General features: G+C 71.5%; 16 protein-coding genes. 15 read left to right on the forward strand and 1 reads right to left on the reverse strand.

The features are described from left to right. The 7 genes from DEI92_RS08725 to prmC all read left to right on the forward strand — a co-directional run. Positions 1-1,544, forward strand: a 1,544-nt coding sequence (locus tag DEI92_RS08725; protein WP_111013221.1) for an alanine racemase, incomplete at its 5' end; no start/stop codon positions are given. A gap of 41 nt (positions 1,545-1,585) precedes the next feature. After that, positions 1,586-2,917 carry a homoserine dehydrogenase gene (locus tag DEI92_RS08730; protein ID WP_111009205.1) on the forward strand — a complete coding sequence of 444 codons (1,332 nt, stop codon included), beginning with the start codon at positions 1,586-1,588 and terminating at the stop codon, positions 2,915-2,917. Beyond that, positions 2,917-3,999, forward strand: coding sequence for a threonine synthase (thrC, locus tag DEI92_RS08735; protein WP_111013222.1), 1,083 nt, complete (start codon positions 2,917-2,919; stop codon positions 3,997-3,999). Before DEI92_RS08730 ends, thrC begins: the two co-directional genes overlap by 1 nt. Continuing rightward, entirely contained in the window at positions 3,996-5,024 is a 1,029-nt protein-coding gene (gene thrB, locus DEI92_RS08740; RefSeq protein ID WP_111013223.1) for a homoserine kinase, read from the forward strand. The genes thrC and thrB overlap by 4 nt, the downstream gene beginning before the upstream one ends. A 176-nt stretch (positions 5,025-5,200) precedes the next feature. Beyond that, entirely contained in the window at positions 5,201-7,555 is a 2,355-nt protein-coding gene (gene rho, locus DEI92_RS08745) for a transcription termination factor Rho (protein WP_111013224.1), read from the forward strand. Positions 7,556-7,558: 3 nt separating this feature from the next. Next, positions 7,559-8,641, forward strand: coding sequence for a peptide chain release factor 1 (prfA, locus tag DEI92_RS08750; RefSeq protein WP_111009201.1), 1,083 nt, complete (start codon positions 7,559-7,561; stop codon positions 8,639-8,641). Between the two features lie 77 nt (positions 8,642-8,718). Beyond that, the gene (gene prmC / locus DEI92_RS08755; protein ID WP_181434819.1) at positions 8,719-9,552 is read left to right on the forward strand and encodes a peptide chain release factor N(5)-glutamine methyltransferase; all 834 of its coding nucleotides are present in this window, start codon (positions 8,719-8,721) and stop codon (positions 9,550-9,552) included. On the opposite strand, the gene DEI92_RS08760 is transcribed toward prmC, so the two are convergent. After that, entirely contained in the window at positions 9,549-10,244 is a 696-nt protein-coding gene (locus tag DEI92_RS08760; RefSeq protein WP_258370144.1) for an HAD family phosphatase, read from the reverse strand. The genes prmC and DEI92_RS08760 overlap by 4 nt on opposite strands. A gap of 36 nt (positions 10,245-10,280) precedes the next feature. On the opposite strand from DEI92_RS08760, the gene DEI92_RS08765 reads away from it, so the two are divergent. The 8 genes from DEI92_RS08765 to atpA all read left to right on the forward strand — a co-directional run bounded on the left by DEI92_RS08765 (position 10,281) and on the right by atpA (position 17,112). Next, on the forward strand, positions 10,281-10,955 hold the full coding sequence (locus DEI92_RS08765; protein ID WP_111009198.1) for an L-threonylcarbamoyladenylate synthase: 675 nt from the start codon (positions 10,281-10,283) through the stop codon (positions 10,953-10,955). After that, the gene (locus tag DEI92_RS08770) at positions 10,952-12,223 is read left to right on the forward strand and encodes an MraY family glycosyltransferase (RefSeq protein WP_111013227.1); all 1,272 of its coding nucleotides are present in this window, start codon (positions 10,952-10,954) and stop codon (positions 12,221-12,223) included. The genes DEI92_RS08765 and DEI92_RS08770 overlap by 4 nt, the downstream gene beginning before the upstream one ends. Next, positions 12,223-12,702 carry a hypothetical protein gene (locus DEI92_RS08775; protein ID WP_111013228.1) on the forward strand — a complete coding sequence of 160 codons (480 nt, stop codon included), beginning with the start codon at positions 12,223-12,225 and terminating at the stop codon, positions 12,700-12,702. The genes DEI92_RS08770 and DEI92_RS08775 overlap by 1 nt, the downstream gene beginning before the upstream one ends. Positions 12,703-12,806: 104 nt before the next feature. After that, on the forward strand, positions 12,807-13,667 hold the full coding sequence (atpB, locus tag DEI92_RS08780) for a F0F1 ATP synthase subunit A (protein ID WP_111013381.1): 861 nt from the start codon (positions 12,807-12,809) through the stop codon (positions 13,665-13,667). 56 nt (positions 13,668-13,723) lie between these two features. After that, on the forward strand, positions 13,724-13,957 hold the full coding sequence (gene atpE / locus DEI92_RS08785) for an ATP synthase F0 subunit C (protein ID WP_092096151.1): 234 nt from the start codon (positions 13,724-13,726) through the stop codon (positions 13,955-13,957). Between the two features lie 8 nt (positions 13,958-13,965). Continuing rightward, positions 13,966-14,526: a F0F1 ATP synthase subunit B gene (locus DEI92_RS08790; protein ID WP_111009195.1), complete on the forward strand. Its 561-nt coding sequence runs from the start codon at positions 13,966-13,968 to the stop codon at positions 14,524-14,526. A 2-nt stretch (positions 14,527-14,528) separates the two neighbouring features. Beyond that, a complete protein-coding gene (locus DEI92_RS08795) occupies positions 14,529-15,323 on the forward strand; it encodes a F0F1 ATP synthase subunit delta (RefSeq protein ID WP_111013229.1) in 795 nt (264 codons plus the stop codon). 151 nt (positions 15,324-15,474) lie between these two features. Continuing rightward, a complete protein-coding gene (atpA, locus tag DEI92_RS08800) occupies positions 15,475-17,112 on the forward strand; it encodes a F0F1 ATP synthase subunit alpha (protein ID WP_111009193.1) in 1,638 nt (545 codons plus the stop codon). The last annotated feature ends 7 nt before the right edge of the window (positions 17,113-17,119 follow it).

Consider the following 17,119-nt stretch of genomic DNA (forward strand, 5'->3'; position numbering starts at 1 on the left):
GCAACCCCCTCGCCCCCGCACGTCTGTCCGTCCCCGACGACCCGAACGCCCTGGTCGCCCGCATCTGGCCGGCCTCGGCGACACGGACGGACGACGGTGACCTCGTCGTCGGCGGGGTCACCGCGTCCGATCTCGTGGCGCGCCACGGTTCCCCCCTGTACGTCGTCGACGCCTCCGACGTCCGCGCCCGTGCGGCGCGCGTGCGCGACGCGTTCGAGGACGCCTTCGCCCGCGTGGGTTCGACGGCGCACGTCTACTACGCCGGGAAGGCCTTCCTGACGACACAGGTCGCCGCGTGGATGGCCGAAGCCGGCCTCCGCGTGGACGTCTGCACGGGCGGTGAGCTCGCCGTGGCGCTCGCGGGCGGCGTCGATCCCGGACGGCTCGGGTTCCACGGCAACGACAAGTCCGACGCCGAGATCGAGCGTGCCGTCGAGGTCGGACTCGGCACGATCGTGCTCGACAGCGTCGAGGAGATCGGCCGCGTCGCGCGGATCGCCGAGCGCGCAGGAGCGGTCCAGCGCGTCCGCATCCGGATCAACAGCGGCGTACACGCCTCGACGCACGAGTACCTCGCCACCGCTCGCGAGGACCAGAAGTTCGGCATCCCCCTGACCGAGGCGGTGGCCGCGGGCCGGGCGGTCCGGGCGGAGCCGGCGTTGGCGTTCGTCGGGCTCCACTCGCACATCGGGTCGCAGATCTTCGACGAGGGCGGGTTCCGCGAGGCCGCCCGTCGCCTCGTCGAGGTCCACGCCGCCCTCGCCGCCGAGGGGCCCGTGCCGGAGCTCAACCTCGGTGGTGGCTGGGGCATCGACTACACCGAGTCGGACCGGGCGTTCGAGCCGGAGGACATCGCCGAGGCCCTCGCACGGATCATCGCGGACGCCTGCGCGGCACGGGACGTCCCCGTGCCGGTCGTCGCCGTCGAACCCGGGCGGTACATCGTCGGGCCGCCCGGCATCACGCTCTACCGCGTCGGTACCGTCAAGCCCGTCGAACTCGCACTCGACGCCTCGACCGCTGCACCGGGCGACGGGTCCGGAGCGGAGGACCCGGTGCGTGCCGAGGAGGCGCCGCACGGGCCGGTCGAGACCGCCGAGCACCGTCCCCTCGGACCGACCGCCGTCCGGACGTACGTGTGCGTCGACGGGGGCATGAGCGACAACGCGCGGCCCGCGCTCTACGACGCGGACTACACGGCCCGGCTCGCCCGCACCTCCGACGCCGCCCCGGTCCTCGTGCGCGTCGTCGGCAAGCACTGCGAGAGCGGCGACGTCGTGGTGCGGGACGACTATCTGCCGGGTGACGTCCACCGGGGTGACCTGCTCGCGGTGGCGGCGACCGGCGCCTACTGCTGGAGCCTCTCGAGCAACTACAACCACGTGGCGCGCCCGGCGGTGGTGGCGGTGGCCGACGGCGTCGCCCGTATCCTCGTGCGGGGCGAAACGGTCGACGACCTGCTCGCCCGCGACGCCGGCCTCGTCCCGAGCGGCGGCGCCTTCGGCGGCCCGACCGCCCACGGCGTCCGCGGCGACGCATCCTGACCACCGTCCGCGCCCGACCCGCACGAGGTACACGAACCCCCATGATCGAATACCGCAACGTCCGCGTCGCGCTCCTCGGGGCCGGCTCCGTCGGCGCCCAGGTGGCGCGACTCCTGCTCGAGCACGGCGACGAGCTCGCGTCACGGGCGGGAGCGGGTCTCGAACTCGTCGGGATCGCGGTCCGCGACGTGGACGCGCCCCGTGACGTCGACCTGCCGCGGTCGCTGTACACGACGGACGCCGAGTCGCTCATCCTCGGCGCGGACATCGTCGTCGAGCTCATCGGCGGCATCGAACCGGCCCGGACCCTCGTGCTGCAGGCGCTCGGTTCCGGCGCCGACGTCGTCACCGGCAACAAGGCGTTGCTCGCGACCCACGGCCCCGAGCTCTTCACGGCCGCCGAGCAGGTGGGCGCACAGCTCTACTACGAAGCGGCGGTGGCGGGGGCGATCCCGATCATCCGGCCGCTGCACGACTCGCTCGCGGGGGACCGTATCGACCGCATCATGGGCATCGTCAACGGCACGACGAACTTCATCCTCGACCGGATGGACCGCGAGGGCGAGAGCTTCGAGGACGCCCTCGCCACGGCCACCCGGCTCGGCTACGCGGAGGCCGACCCCACGGCGGACGTCGAGGGCTACGACGCGGCCCAGAAGGCCGCGATCCTGGCGTCCCTGGCCTTCCACACCACCGTGCCGCTGGCCGCCGTGCACCGCGAGGGCATCACCAGCGTCACGATCGAGCAGGTCCGCGCGGCCCGCAAGGCCGGCTACGTGGTCAAGATCCTCGCGCTGTGCGAGCGCCTGACCGACGCGGACGGCCGCGAGGGCGTGAGCGCACGCGTGTACCCGGCGCTCGTGCCCGAGGGGCACCCCCTGGCAGCCGTGCACGGCCCGAAGAACGCCGTCTTCGTCGAGGCCGAGGCCGCCGGCGACCTCATGTTCTACGGGGCCGGCGCGGGCGGCGTCGAGACCGCGTCGGCCGTGCTCGGCGACCTCGTGTCGGCGGCACGGCGGCACGTGATCGGCGGACCCGGCGTGGCGGAGTCGACGCAGTCGAACCTGCCGGTGTTCCCGATCGGCGTCGTCTCGACCCGGTACCAGATCACGATGCGCGTCACGGACGCCCCTGGCGTGTTGTCCACCGTGGCGGGGGTCCTCGCGCGGCACTCGGTCAGCGTCGAGACCGTCGAGCAGACCGTGGCCGGGGCTGCCCCGGCGTCGGACGCGGGCACCCCCGGGGCCACCGCTACATTGGTGATCGGCACGCACCGGGCCCGCGAGCACGACCTCGCGGCGACCGTGGTGGCACTCCGAGCCGAACCCGTCGTGGCCGCGGTCACGAGTGTCCTGAGAGTAGAGGGAGCCTGATGGCCCACCAGTGGCAGGGTGTCCTGCGCGAGTACGCCGACCGTCTCGACGTCACGGACGCGACCCCCGTCGTGAGCCTCGGCGAGGGCGGCACCCCGCTCATCCGGGCCCGCGCGCTGTCGGAGCGGACGGGCGCCGACGTGTACGTCAAGTTCGAGGGGATGAACCCGACCGGGTCCTTCAAGGACCGCGGGATGACCATGGCCATCTCGAAGGCCGTCGAGCACGGGGCCGAGGCCGTCATCTGCGCCTCGACGGGCAACACGAGCGCCTCGGCCGCCGCGTACGCCGCACATGCCGGCATCACCGCCGCCGTGCTCGTGCCCGAGGGCAAGATCGCGATGGGCAAGTTGAGCCAGGCCGTCGCGCACGACGCGCAGTTGCTGCAGGTGCAGGGGAACTTCGACGACTGCCTCGACATCGCCCGGGACCTCGCGGCGAACTACCCCGTGCACCTCGTCAACTCGGTCAACAACGACCGCATCGAGGGACAGAAGACCGCCGCGTTCGAGGTCGTCGACGTCCTCGGGGACGCGCCCGACTTCCACTTCCTGCCGGTGGGCAACGCGGGCAACTACACCGCCTACGCGCGCGGCTACCGCGAGGACCTGGCCGCCGGACGGACGACCCGGCTGCCGCGCATGTTCGGTTTCCAGGCGGCAGGCGCCGCGCCGATCGTCCGCGGCGAGGTCGTCAAGCACCCGGAGACCGTCGCGAGCGCGATCCGGATCGGGAACCCGGCCTCCTGGCAGTTCGCGCTGGAGGCCCGCGAGGAGACCGACGGACACTTCGGCGCGATCGAGGACGACGCGATCCTCGCCGCGCAGCGGATCCTGTCCGCCGAGGTCGGCGTGTTCGTGGAGCCGGCGTCCGCCATCAGCGTCGCCGGACTGCTCCAGCAGGCCGAGGCCGGCGCGGTCCCGCGTGACGCGCGGGTCGTCCTCACCGTGACCGGCCACGGTCTCAAGGACCCGCAGTGGGCGTTGCGCGGCCCCGAGGGCACCGACGTCACGCCGACGACCGTGCCCGTGGACACCGCGGCCGTGGCGGACGTGCTCGGCCTGGTCGGGGCGCCTCGGTGAGCGCGGACCGCCCCGGACACGATCGGCAGGAGACGCCGTCCCGGTCCGGCGGCGGTCTCCGAACTGCACCGGCCGGACGGACCGTCGTCGTCCGTGTCCCCGCCACCACGGCGAACCTCGGGCCCGGGTTCGACTCGCTCGGGCTCGCCCTGTCGTTGTACGACGAGGTCACGGTCCGGGTGCTGCCCGAGCCGGGGCTCGTCGTGTCGGTGTCGGGCGTCGGCGCGGGCGAGGTACCGGAGGACGAGACGAACCTGGTCGTGCGAGCGGTCCGTCACGGGTTCGCGGCAGCCGGCGTCGAGCAGCCCGGACTCGAACTCCGCGCCACGAACGCGATCCCGCACGGTCGCGGGCTCGGTTCGTCGGCGGCGGCGATCGTCGCCGGGCTCATGGCGGCGCGGGGCCTGCTCGACGGCGTCACCGAGCTCTCCGCGTCCACGATGCTCGCCGTCGCGACCGAGATGGAGGGACACCCGGACAACGTCGCCCCGGCGCTCTTCGGTGGTCTCACGATCGCGTGGATGACGCCTGACGGGCCGGCGTACAAGCGCCTCCTCGTGCACCGCGGGGTGTCACCGGTGGTGTTCGTCCCCACGTCGACGCTCTCGACCAAGCTGGCGAGGAGCCTCCAGCCCGCATCCGTGCCCCACGCCGACGCTGCCTTCAACGTGTCGCGGTCGGCGTTGCTCGTCGCCGCCCTCATCCAGAGCCCGGAGCTGCTGCTCGCGGCGACGGAGGACCGCCTCCACCAGAGCTACCGCGCGAGCGCCATGCCCGAGACCGACGGGCTGATCCGGATGCTCCGCGAGCACGAGCTCGCGGCGGTCGTCAGCGGGGCCGGACCGAGCCTCCTCGTGCTCGGGAGCGACCCGGCGCAGCGCCTCCGGGCGGCCGATCTCGTGGCGCGACACGCGCACACGTCCTGGACGCCGCTCATGCTCGCCGTCGACCTCGGAGGTGCTACAGTGGTGCCGCACCCGGCCCCAGGGGCGAATGTGCCGCTCGTCGTACCCGTCTCGAAGTGATCGCGAACAACCCGATTGCCCGCGTCTGACGTCCTGCGGATCCCCAGGGCCCGGTGCATCGGGAACCATCTCTTTCAGAAGCCGTCTCCCGATCGTCGTCTGAACGGCGGTCGTGGCGTACCCGCGCGGGGGACGGCGAATTTCTCCGCGTTCTGCGGTCCGAAAGGAAATCCATCTTGACCGACGTCACCACCGCTGCGGGCTCCGCGGCGGACACCACAGCCGACCTGCGGGCACTCCGCCTCCCGGAGCTCCAGCGCATCGCCGCCGGCCTCGGCATCGGCGGCCTCTCCAAGCTCCGCAAGGGCGACCTCATCGCCGCGATCGAGGACAAGCGCGCCGAGTCGGCACCGACCGAGGTGCACCCGACGGGCGAGCCCGAGTCGGCCACCGGCAGCGAGGCCGCCGCCGTCTCCGAGACCGCCGCGCCGGCCCGCCACGAGCACCACGACGCGGGCGCCGAGGTCACGGACAGCGCCGACCTCGCCCCGGCCGGTGCCGTCGCCACCGGTCGCGGGCGGTCGCGTCGAGCCACGAGCGGCGGCACGGTCTCGACCGAGCCCACGCCCGCCGGCACCCACGCCAACGCCGGCCACACCGGCACCGAGGACCTGCTCGCCGGAATCGACGCCGTCCGCGCCGAGCGCGACGCCCAGCAGGAGGGCACGCCGCGGCGTCGCCGCCGTGCCACCAGCCAGGACCCGGCCGCTGGCACCGAGGCCCCGACGACGACCGGCCCGGCCGACGCCGGATCCGCGGTGGAGGCCGACACCGCCGACATCGTCGAGCAGGGCGGCACCGGCTCGCCGGCCGAGCCGCAGGGCACCGACCGCCAGCCGTCCGAGCAGGCCGGCGCCGACGCTCAGGCCGACGGCCAGGGTGACGGGCAGGGCGAACGCCGCGGTCGCCGCAGCCGTGGTCGTGGGCGCAACCGTGACCGCAACGGCGCAGAGGGCCAGAACGGTGGCGGCCAGAACGCCGACGCGCAGAACGGCGCCGCGACGGCGGGCCAGAACGGCGCCGGCCAGAACGCGCCTGGCCAGAACGCGGCCGGCCAGAACGCGGCCGGCCAGAACGGTGGCGGCCAGAACGGTGGCGGCCAGAACGGTGGCGGCCAGAACGGTGGCGGCCAGAACGGTGCCGGCCGGGGCGCCGAGCAGCAGCAGGGCCGGGGCCAGCAGGAGCAGGCCCGTTCCCAGGGTGACCAGGGGCAGCAGAACGGCCAGCGCGACCAGGCCAAGGGCCAGGGCGGCAACGGTCGCGGCAGCCAGCAGGAGCAGCAGCAGGAGGAGTCCCGCTCCCGACGCCAGCGCGACCGCAAGCGCGGGCGCGGCGGTCAGGGCGACGACTTCGAGCCGGAGATCACCGAGGACGACGTCCTCATCCCGATCGCGGGCATCCTCGACGTCCTCGACAACTACGCGTTCGTGCGGACCACGGGGTACCTCGCCGGGCCGAGCGACGTGTACGTGTCCCTCGGACAGGTGAAGAAGTACCACCTGCGCAAGGGCGACGCCGTCGTGGGCGCGATCAAGCAGCCGCGCGAGAACGACCACCAGGGCCGCCAGAAGTACAACGCGCTCGTCAAGGTCGACTCCGTGAACGGCCAGACGGTCGACGAGGCCGCCGCGCGGGTCGAGTTCGGGGACCTCACCCCGCTCTACCCGCAGGAGCGCCTGCGCCTCGAGACCGAGCCGGGCAAGCTCTCGACCCGGATCATCGACCTCGTGTCGCCGATCGGCAAGGGCCAGCGCGGCCTCATCGTCTCGCCGCCGAAGGCCGGTAAGACGGTCGCGCTGCAGGCCATCGCGAACGCCATCTCGAAGAACAACCCCGAGGTCCACCTCATGGTCGTGCTCGTCGACGAGCGTCCTGAAGAGGTCACCGACATGCAGCGCACGGTCAAGGGCGAGGTCATCGCCTCGACGTTCGACCGCCCCGCCGAGGACCACACGACCGTCGCCGAGCTCGCCATCGAGCGGGCGAAGCGGCTCGTGGAGCTCGGTCACGACGTCGTCGTGCTGCTCGACTCGATCACCCGCCTCGGCCGCGCGTACAACCTCGCGACCCCGGCGTCGGGCCGGATCCTCTCCGGCGGTGTCGACTCGTCGGCGCTGTACCCGCCCAAGCGGTTCTTCGGCGCGGCACGGAACATCGAGAACGGCGGCTCGCTCACCATCCTCGCCACCGCGCTCGTCGAGACGGGGTCGAAGATGGACGAGGTGATCTTCGAGGAGTTCAAGGGCACCGGCAACATGGAGCTCCGGCTGAACCGCCACCTGGCGGACAAGCGGATCTTCCCTGCGGTCGACGTGAACGCGTCGGGCACGCGTCGCGAGGAGATGCTGCTCTCGAACGACGAGGTCAAGATCACCTGGCGGCTCCGTCGGGCGCTGGCCGGTCTCGATCCGCAGCAGGCGCTCGAGATCGTGCTGCGGAACCTGCGTGAGACGCAGTCGAACGTCGAGTTCCTCGTCCAGGTCCAGAAGTCGGTGCCCGCGACGAGCGGCCACAACGGCCACCAGGAGTAACGGGTGTTCGAGTCGGTGGCGGTGCTGCTGGCCGAACACGAGGACCTGACGCGTCAGCTGTCGGATCCCGCCGTCCACGCGGACGCGGCCAGGGCCAAGAAGATCAACCGTCGATACGCGGAGCTCAGCCAGATCACGTCGGCGTACGAGGCGTGGGAGGCGGCGGGGGAGGACCTCGCCGCCGCCCGCGAGCTCGCGCGCGAGGACGACGCGTTCGCCGAGGAGGTCCCCGCGCTCGAGGAGCACCTGCAGGCGACGCAGGAGCGTCTGCGGCGGCTCCTCATCCCGCGCGACCCGGACGACGGCCGTGACGTCATCATGGAGATCAAGGGCGGCGAGGGCGGCGCCGAGAGCGCGCTGTTCGCGGCCGACCTCCTGCGCATGTACACCCACTACGCCGAGTCCAAGGGCTGGAAGACGGAGCTCCTCGAGCGCACCGAGTCCGACCTCGGTGGGTTCAAGGACGTCCAGGTGGCGATCAAGTCGAACGCGACGGACCCGTCCCAGGGCGTCTGGGCGCACCTCAAGTACGAGGGCGGCGTGCACCGCGTGCAGCGCGTGCCGGCGACCGAGTCGCAGGGCCGCATCCACACGTCGACGACCGGCGTGCTCGTGTTCCCCGAGGTCGACGAGCCCGAAGAGGTCGAGATCAACCAGAACGACCTCAAGATCGACGTGTACCGGTCCTCCGGCCCCGGCGGTCAGTCCGTGAACACGACGGACTCCGCCGTCCGCATCACGCACCTGCCGACGGGCATCGTCGTGTCGATGCAGAACGAGAAGTCGCAGCTGCAGAACCGCGAGGCCGCCATGCGCGTCCTCCGCGCGCGGATCCTCGCGCGGCAGCAGGAGGAACTCGACGCCGCGGCCTCCGACGCCCGTCGGTCGCAGATCCGCGGCATGGACCGCTCCGAGCGCATCCGGACGTACAACTTCCCCGAGAACCGGATCGCGGACCACCGCACCGGGTACAAGTCGTACGACCTCGACCGGGTCATGGACGGCGCCCTCGAGCCCGTGATCGAGTCCTGCATCCGCATGGACGAGGAGGCGCGCCTGGCCGACATCGGGGACCAGACGGCGTGAGCACCCCGGGCGGGCGCTCCGACGGGGAGGCCCGGCAGTCGACCGAGGCCGACGGCGCGTTCGCGGCGGATCGCCTCCTGCGGGAAGCGGCGGCCGCGCTGGCCGCGGCCGGTGTGCCGTCCCCGGACGTCGACGCCGAGCTGCTGCTCGCGTGGGCGACCACGACGTCGCGCGGGGCGGTGCTCGCCCGCGCGGTCACCGGCGGTCTCGTCCAGCCGGCGCACGTCGCGGCCTTCCGGCTGGCCGTGGCGCGCCGACGGATCCGCGAACCGCTGCAGCACATCACGGGCGAGGCCCACTTCCGTGCGCTGACGCTCGCGGTCGGCCCGGGGGTGTTCGTGCCCCGTCCGGAGACCGAGTCCGTCGCGCAGTTCGCGATCGACGCGGCGCGGGCCACTGCCGTCGCGGAGCCCGTCGTGGTCGACCTCGGGTCGGGGAGCGGCGCCATCGCCCTCGCGGTCGCCACCGAGGTCCCGACCGCCCGGGTCGTCGCCGTCGAGCGGTCACCCGAGGCGCTGCCCTGGACGCGCCGGAACATCGACGCCCACGGCGGGGCGGTCCGGCTCGTCGAGGGCGACCTCGCCGACGCGGTGCCCGACCTCGACGGGACCGTGCACGTCGTCGTGTCGAACCCGCCCTACGTGCCGGACGACGCCGTGCCTCGTGATCCCGAGGTCCGGGACCACGACCCGGCGGTCGCGCTCTACGGAGGCCCGGACGGTCTCGACGCCGTCCGTGCGCTCGCCCGGACGGCCCGCCGGTTGCTCGTGCCCGGCGGCGCACTCGTCGTCGAACACGCGGAGCACCAGGGGGCGGCGGTGCGCGACGTGCTCGTTGCCGAGGGGTTCCGGCGTCCGGAGACCCACCAGGACCTCACCGGGCGGGACCGCACGACCACCGCGACCCGTTAGTCCTGCTGCTCTGGGCCTCCCGACCGGCCGTGCCCGGCGACGAACGCGGCGACGGCGGCGACGAGGTCCGTCTCGGGCGTGACGTGGACGGCCGTGATGCCGACGTGCCGCGCGCCCTCGACGTTCTCGACCCGGTCGTCGGCGAAGAACGTGCGGACGGCGGGCACGCCGTGGTGACGGAGGGCGCTGCGGAAGACCTCGGGGTCGGGCTTGCGGGCACCGAAGTCGCTCGAGGTGTTCAGGTGCTCGCCGAACAGCGCGGGGAGTTCGGGTGCCCAACGCGCGATGTGCCGGGCCGCGAGGGGGCCGTTGTTCGTGAGCAGCGCGACGCGCCCGGCCCGGGCGGCGGTGCGGACGGCGTCGAGGGCGCGGGGGATCGGGGTCATCGCCGAGCCGCGGATCCGTGACCACTCCTGCTCGGGGACGCGGCACCCGAGCGCGGTCTCGAGCGCCGCGAGGTACGAGTCGCCGTCCGGCCAGTGTCCTGCCTCGGCCCGCCACTCACCCTCGTCGTTCCACCACCGTCGGCGCAGCTCGTCGAGGTCGTGCCCGGTGAGCGCCGTCATGCCCGCCATGCGGGTGCGCCAGTCGTACCGGTAGAGGACGTCGTCCATGTCGAACAGGAACAGGAGCGACGGTGCCGGGGCGGTCGCGTGCGAGGACGCGCCGGAGACAGGGTGTTGGTGGTCCACGATGCCTCCATCCTCCCGCACTATCATGGGCGGGCCATGGCCTCCCGACACGACTGCTCCGATGCTGACGGACTCCTGACCGGCATGCGGCTCGCACGGGCCGCGCTCGGTCGCGGGGAGCTCGTCGTCGTCCCCACCGACACCGTCTACGGTCTCGCGGCCGACGCCTTCTCGGCGAAGGCCGTGCAGCGACTGCTCGACGCCAAGGGCCGCACGCGGCAGTCGCCGCCACCCGTCCTCATCCCCGGGATCGCCACGCTCGACGCCCTCGCCGCCGAGGTCCCGGAGGTCGTGCGTGATCTCGTCGCGGAGTTCTGGCCGGGCGGCCTCACGGTCATCCTCCCGGCGCAGCCGTCGCTCGACTGGGACCTCGGCGAGACCCGGGGCACCGTCGCGCTGCGCATGCCGGACCAGCGCATCGCGCTCGAACTCCTGCACGAGGTCGGTCCGCTCGCGGTGTCGAGCGCCAACGCCACGGGCGTGCCCGCCGCGATGGACGTCGACGAGGCCGAGGCCATGCTCGGGGACAGCGTCGCGGTGTACCTCGACGGTGGCCGGCTCGCCCCGCACGAGGGCGTCGCGGCCTCGACCGGCTCGACCATCGTCGACGCGACCGGTCTCGCGACCGGGGGCGGGCTCCGCATCGTCCGGCACGGGGTGATCCCCGACGCCGAGATCGAGCGCGTCGCCGGTGGCGACCTCGTCACATGAGGTACTACCTGCTCGCCGGGGCCATCGCGGCCGCCGTGAGCTTCGGGCTGAGCTGGGTCGTGTGGAAGCTCGGGATGCGGTACCGGTGGTACCCGAAGGTCCGCGAGCGTGACGTCCACCGGACGCCGACCCCGCGCCTCGGCGGGATCGCGATGTTCCTCGGGATCATCGTGTCGCTGCTGTGCGCGTGGTTCGTGTTCCCGCACATCGCGGGCGTCGACTACTTCCGGCTCGTGTTCGCCGAGCCCGGTCGTGTCCTGGCGGTCCTGGCGGGCGCCACGATCATCGTCGTGCTCGGGGTCGCCGACGACATCTGGGACCTCGACTGGATGACGAAGCTCGCCGGGCAGATCATCGCGGCGGGCATCCTCGCCTGGCAGGGCGTCGCGATCGTGTCGCTCCCGATCGGCAACTCGCTCACGGTCGGCTCGAGCTACATGTCGCTCATCTTCACGGTGCTCGCGGTGGTCCTCGTCATGAACGCCGTCAACTTCATCGACGGTCTCGACGGGCTGGTCGCGGGCGTCGCGATCATCGGCGGCGGCGTGTTCTTCCTGTACAGCTTCTTCGTGAACCGCATCGTCGTGCAGACCGAGTTCTTCTTCAACCTGCCGTCCCTCCTGACCGCGGTCCTCGTCGGTGCCTGCTTCGGCTTCCTGCTGCTCAACTGGCATCCCGCCAAGCTGTTCATGGGTGACGCCGGAGCGCTGCTCGTCGGGTTCCTCATGGCGACGAGCGCGGTGTCGCTCACGGGCAACATCGACCCCGCGGCGGTGCACACGCGGACGCAGCTGCTCCCGGTGTTCATCCCGATCCTGCTGCCGTTCGCGATCCTCGTCGTGCCCATGCTCGACTTCGGACTCGCGGTGTTCCGCCGGGTGAGCGCGGGGAAGTCCCCGTTCTCGGCCGACCGCAAGCACCTCCACCACCGGCTGCTGGACATGGGACACTCGCACTTCCACGCGGTGCTCATCTTCTACGGCTGGACCGCCGTCGTGGCCGTCGGAGGCCTGCTGTTCCTGTTCCTGCCCTGGTACTGGGTGCTCGCGTTCGTGACGGTCGGTTTCCTCGTGTGCGCCGTCGTCACGTTCGCGCCCCTCGGCAGGAAACGCGCCGAGATCGTCGCCCAGAGCGCGGCGGGTGGCGAGGTCCCGGTCGACCCGGCCCTCGATCCCCTCGACCGCGCCGCGTCCCGCCGCGACGGCGCCCGCACCATCCCGGACGCGGCGCCTTCGCCGCGCCGACCGACCACCGGAGAGTCCCGCTGATGAGCACCCCCGCGCCGAACGCGCTCGACCACGTCCGCCCCGTCTTCCGCCGGATCCTCGTCCAGGGAGCCGTGCTCGCGGTCGTCCTCGCCGTCGTCGGCGGCGTCGTCGGGCTCCTCGTCGCGGGTGGTCCCGGCCTGGCCGGTGGTCTCGTCGGCGCCGTGATGAGCGTGGTGTTCCTGGGCCTGACGGCCGCGAGCGTGCTCGTCGCGCTCCGGGTCTCCCGCGGGCAGATGATCAGCGGTGCCTTCTTCGGCATCGTGATGGGTACCTGGCTCGTCAAGTTCATCCTGTTCGTGGTGATCCTCGCCGTCCTGCGGGACCAGGACTGGGTGGACCGCGTCGTCATGGCGATCGCGATCATCGTCGGCATCGTCGGGAGCCTCGTCATCGACGTCTCGGCGGTCGCGCGGGCTCGTGTGCCCATCGACGTGCCGCTGCCGGGAGACCGCGACGGCCGGTCGGACCCTCGCGCCTGAGAGACCGAGAAGGCTCCCACACCTGATAGGCTTCTGGAAGTCCGTGTCGCCGAGCCCCGTTGCTCCGATCGGATCGCCTCCACTCAGTCCACCTCCGCGTGCTCATTGCGCGCTCGACACAGGAGACAGCGCTGCTATCCCACGCTCTTCCCCTGTCCCTCACCGCTGCGGGTTCGACCGTCGCGGCGGGGAGCAGTGACGCCGCGACGTTCCAGGGTCCCTCGATCAACGAGTTCTTCCCCGACCCGATCTTCTTCGCGGGGACCCCGATCGAGATCGACCGGCTCGTCATCATCCGGTTCATCGCGGTCGCTGTGCTGCTCGTGTTCGCCTTCGCCGGGACCCGGGCGCTCAAGCTCGTCCCGAACCGTGGGCAGGCGATGATCGAGTACGGCTTCGACGTCGTGCGGCGCAACGCGTTCGACAACCTGGGCGAGCGCGAGGGTCGGCGTTACCTGCCGCTGCTCGCCTCGATCTTCTTCGGCGTGCTGTTCATGAACCTCAGCGGACTCATCCCGGGTCTCAACCTGCAGGGCACCAGCCGCATCGCGATGCCGGCATTGCTCGCGGTGATCGCCTACATCGCGTTCATCTACGCCGGACTCCGGAAGCACGCCGGGACGTTCCTCCGGAACGCGCTGTTCCCGCCCGGTGTGCCCTGGTACCTGTACGTCATCGTGACGCCGATCGAGTTCGTCTCGACGTTCGTGCTCCGGCCGATCACGCTCACGCTGCGACTCCTCATGAACATGGTCGTCGGGCACCTCCTGCTCGTCCTGTTCTTCTCGGCGACCTGGTTCTTCTTCACGGAGTCGCACGGCCTGTTCAAGGTCTTCGGGATCGGGACGCTCGCGTTCGGGATCGCGTTCAGCTTCTTCGAGATCCTGGTGGCGCTCCTCCAGGCCTACGTCTTCATGCTCCTCACCGCTGTGTACATCCAGCTCGCGCTGGCTGACGAGCACTAACGAACCTCACTCCGGTCCCGGCGTCCGCCGGGACCGACCCCCAGGAAGGAAAACACGTGGACGCAACGACCGTTCTCGCGGCAATCAACGGCAACATCGCGACGGTTGGCTACGGCCTCGCGGCGATCGGCCCGGCCATCGGCGTCGGCATCGTGGTGGGCAAGACGATCGAGTCGGTCGCCCGCCAGCCCGAGCTCCAGGGCCGCCTGACGACCCTGATGTACATCGGTATCGCCTTCACCGAGGCGCTCGCCTTCATCGGCATCGCCACGTACTACATCTTCGCGTAAGGCTCCCGATGCAGAACGCACTGATCACCGCGGCCGGGGAGACGCACAACCCGCTCCTCCCCGAGACGTATGACATCCTCTGGTCGCTCGTCGCGTTCATCATCATCTTCATCGTGTTCTGGCGTGTCGTCACGCCGCGCATCACGAAGATGCTCGACGAGCGCACGGAGGCCATCGAGGGCGGCATCAAGAAGGCCGAGGCAGCCCAGCAGCAGGCCGTCGCCGCGCTCGACGAGTACAACAAGCAGCTCGCCGACGCCCGTGCCGAGGCCGCGCGCATCCGTGAGCAGGCCCGTGCCGACGCGACCGCGATCGGCAACGAGGTCCGCGAGCAGGCCGCGGCCGACGCCGCTCGTATCACCGCGAACGCGCAGGCCCAGATCGAGGCCGAGCGTGCGAGCGCCGTGCAGTCGCTGCGCTCCGAGGTCGGATCGCTCGCGATCGACCTCGCGTCCGGTGTCATCGGCGAGTCCCTCAAGGACGACGCGAAGGCCGCCGCGGTGGTCGATCGGTTCCTCGCCGACCTCGAGGCGTCGTCCGCGCGGTCCGAGGCCGGAACGGAGCACTGAGGATGCGCAGCGCCACCAGGACCGCACTCGAGGCCGTCCGCGAGACCCTCGCAGAGCTCGGAGACGCCGCGGACCTGTCCGCCGGTGTCGAGATCCTCTCGGCGGGCCGGACCATCGCCGGCGCTCCCCAGCTCCTCGGTGTGTTCGGCGACGCCACGGCGGACGCCGACGGCAAGCGTGCGCTCGTCCAGCGGGTGTTCGCCTCGCGCTCGGACGCGGTCCGCGCGGTGCTCTCGGCGGTCGTCGCGGAGCGGTGGTCGTCGCACCGGGACCTCCTCGCGGGCATCGAGGACGCGGGCATCCGCGCTCTCGCGCGCAGTGCCGGACCCGAGACGTCGATCGAGCGCGAGCTCTTCACGTTCGAGACCGCCGTCCGTTCCGATGCCGACCTCGAGCTCGCACTCGGCACGAAGCTCGGGAGCCCCGAGCAGAAGGCGGCACTGGTGGAGCGACTGCTCGACGGCAAGGCCTCGGCGCAGACCATCGCGATCCTGTCGGCCCTCGTGCAGCAGCCGCGCGGTCGCCGGATCGGTGAGATCGTGCGGGCCGCGTCCGAGATCGTCGCCGCGGAGGCGGACCAGGTCGTCGCCGTGGTGATCAGCGCCGCACCGCTCGAGCACGAGCAGCGGGATCGCCTCGGCCGGACGCTCGCCAACCGGTACGGGCGCACGATCAACTTGAACGAGGTCGTGGACCCCACCGTCGTCGGCGGCATCCGGGTCCAGGTCGGCGGCGACGTCATCGACGGCACCGTCAACACGCGGCTCCAGCAGTTGCGCCTCGAGTTCGCCGGTTGAGCACGAGGTCGGGGGCAGGACGTACCCTCGACACCACACGGTCAGCAGCAACGCGTCCGAGATGAACCAGGGTGGGGCCGTCGAGGTCCGACTCGAACGGGCACACACACCTCGGGGCCATCGGTCTCGAAAACCAACAAGGAATATCCCCATGGCAGACATCACCATCAGCCCCGATGAGATCCGTGATGCCCTGAAGGACTTCGTCTCGAACTACGAGCCGACGAAGGCCTCCACGGCCGAGGTCGGTCACGTGATCGACGCAGCCGACGGCATCGCCCACGTCGAGGGCCTCCCCGGCGTCATGGCCAACGAGCTGATCCGCTTCGCGGACGGCACGCTCGGCCTCGCGCAGAACCTCGACGAGGACGAGATCGGCGTCATCGTGCTCGGCGAGTTCGCCGGCGTCGAAGAGGGCCAGGAAGTCACCCGCACCGGCGAGGTGCTCTCCGTCCCCGTCGGCGACGGGTACCTCGGGCGCGTCGTGGACCCGCTCGGCACCCCGCTCGACGGCCTCGGCGAGATCGCGTCGGAGGGCCGCCGCGCCCTCGAGCTCCAGGCTCCGGGCGTCATGGCCCGCAAGTCGGTGCACGAGCCGATGCAGACCGGCATCAAGGCCATCGACGCCATGATCCCGATCGGCCGCGGTCAGCGTCAGCTCATCATCGGCGACCGCCAGACCGGCAAGACGGCCATCGCGATCGACACGATCATCAACCAGAAGGCCAACTGGGAGTCCGGCGACGTCGACAAGCAGGTGCGCTGCATCTACGTCGCGATCGGCCAGAAGGGTTCGACGATCGCCTCCGTCAAGGGTGCGCTCGAGGACGCCGGCGCGATGGAGTACACCACCATCGTCGCCGCCCCCGCCTCCGACCCCGCGGGCTTCAAGTACCTCGCCCCGTACACCGGCTCGGCCATCGGTCAGCACTGGATGTACGGCGGCAAGCACGTCCTCATCATCTTCGACGACCTGTCGAAGCAGGCCGAGGCCTACCGCGCGGTGTCCCTCCTCCTCCGTCGTCCGCCGGGGCGCGAGGCCTACCCGGGTGACGTCTTCTACCTGCACTCCCGGCTCCTCGAGCGTTGCGCGAAGCTGTCCGACGAGCTCGGTGCCGGTTCGATGACGGGCCTGCCGATCATCGAGACCCGTGCCAACGACGTCTCGGCCTACATCCCGACGAACGTGATCTCGATCACGGACGGCCAGATCTTCCTGCAGTCGGACCTGTTCAACGCGAACCAGCGTCCGGCGGTCGACGTGGGCATCTCGGTGTCGCGCGTCGGGGGCGACGCCCAGGTCAAGTCGATCAAGAAGGTCTCCGGGACGCTCAAGCTCGAACTCGCCCAGTACCGGGCGCTCGAGGCCTTCGCGATGTTCGCTTCGGACCTCGACCAGGCCTCGCGTCGTCAGCTCGACCGCGGAGCCCGGCTCACCGAGCTCCTCAAGCAGCCGCAGTACTCGCCGTACCCCGTCGAGGACCAGGTCGTCTCGATCTGGGCCGGCACCAACGGCAAGCTCGACGAGGTCCCGGTGTCGGACGTCCTCCGGTTCGAGGCCGAGTTGCTCGACCACCTGAAGCGCAACACGTCGATCCTCGACACGCTGCGCGAGACGAACGTCCTCGACGACGACACGATCTCGGCGCTCGGTGCGGCGATCGACGACTTCAAGAAGGGGTTCCAGACGGGCGAGGGCAAGACGCTCGCCTCGGTCGGGAACGAGCAGTTCGCCGCAGCGGACGCCGACGACGTCGATCAGGAGCAGATCGTCCGCGGACGCCGCTGACCTCCGG

It is taken from the genome of Curtobacterium sp. MCBD17_034, from assembly GCF_003234515.1.
Classification (GTDB): domain Bacteria; phylum Actinomycetota; class Actinomycetes; order Actinomycetales; family Microbacteriaceae; genus Curtobacterium.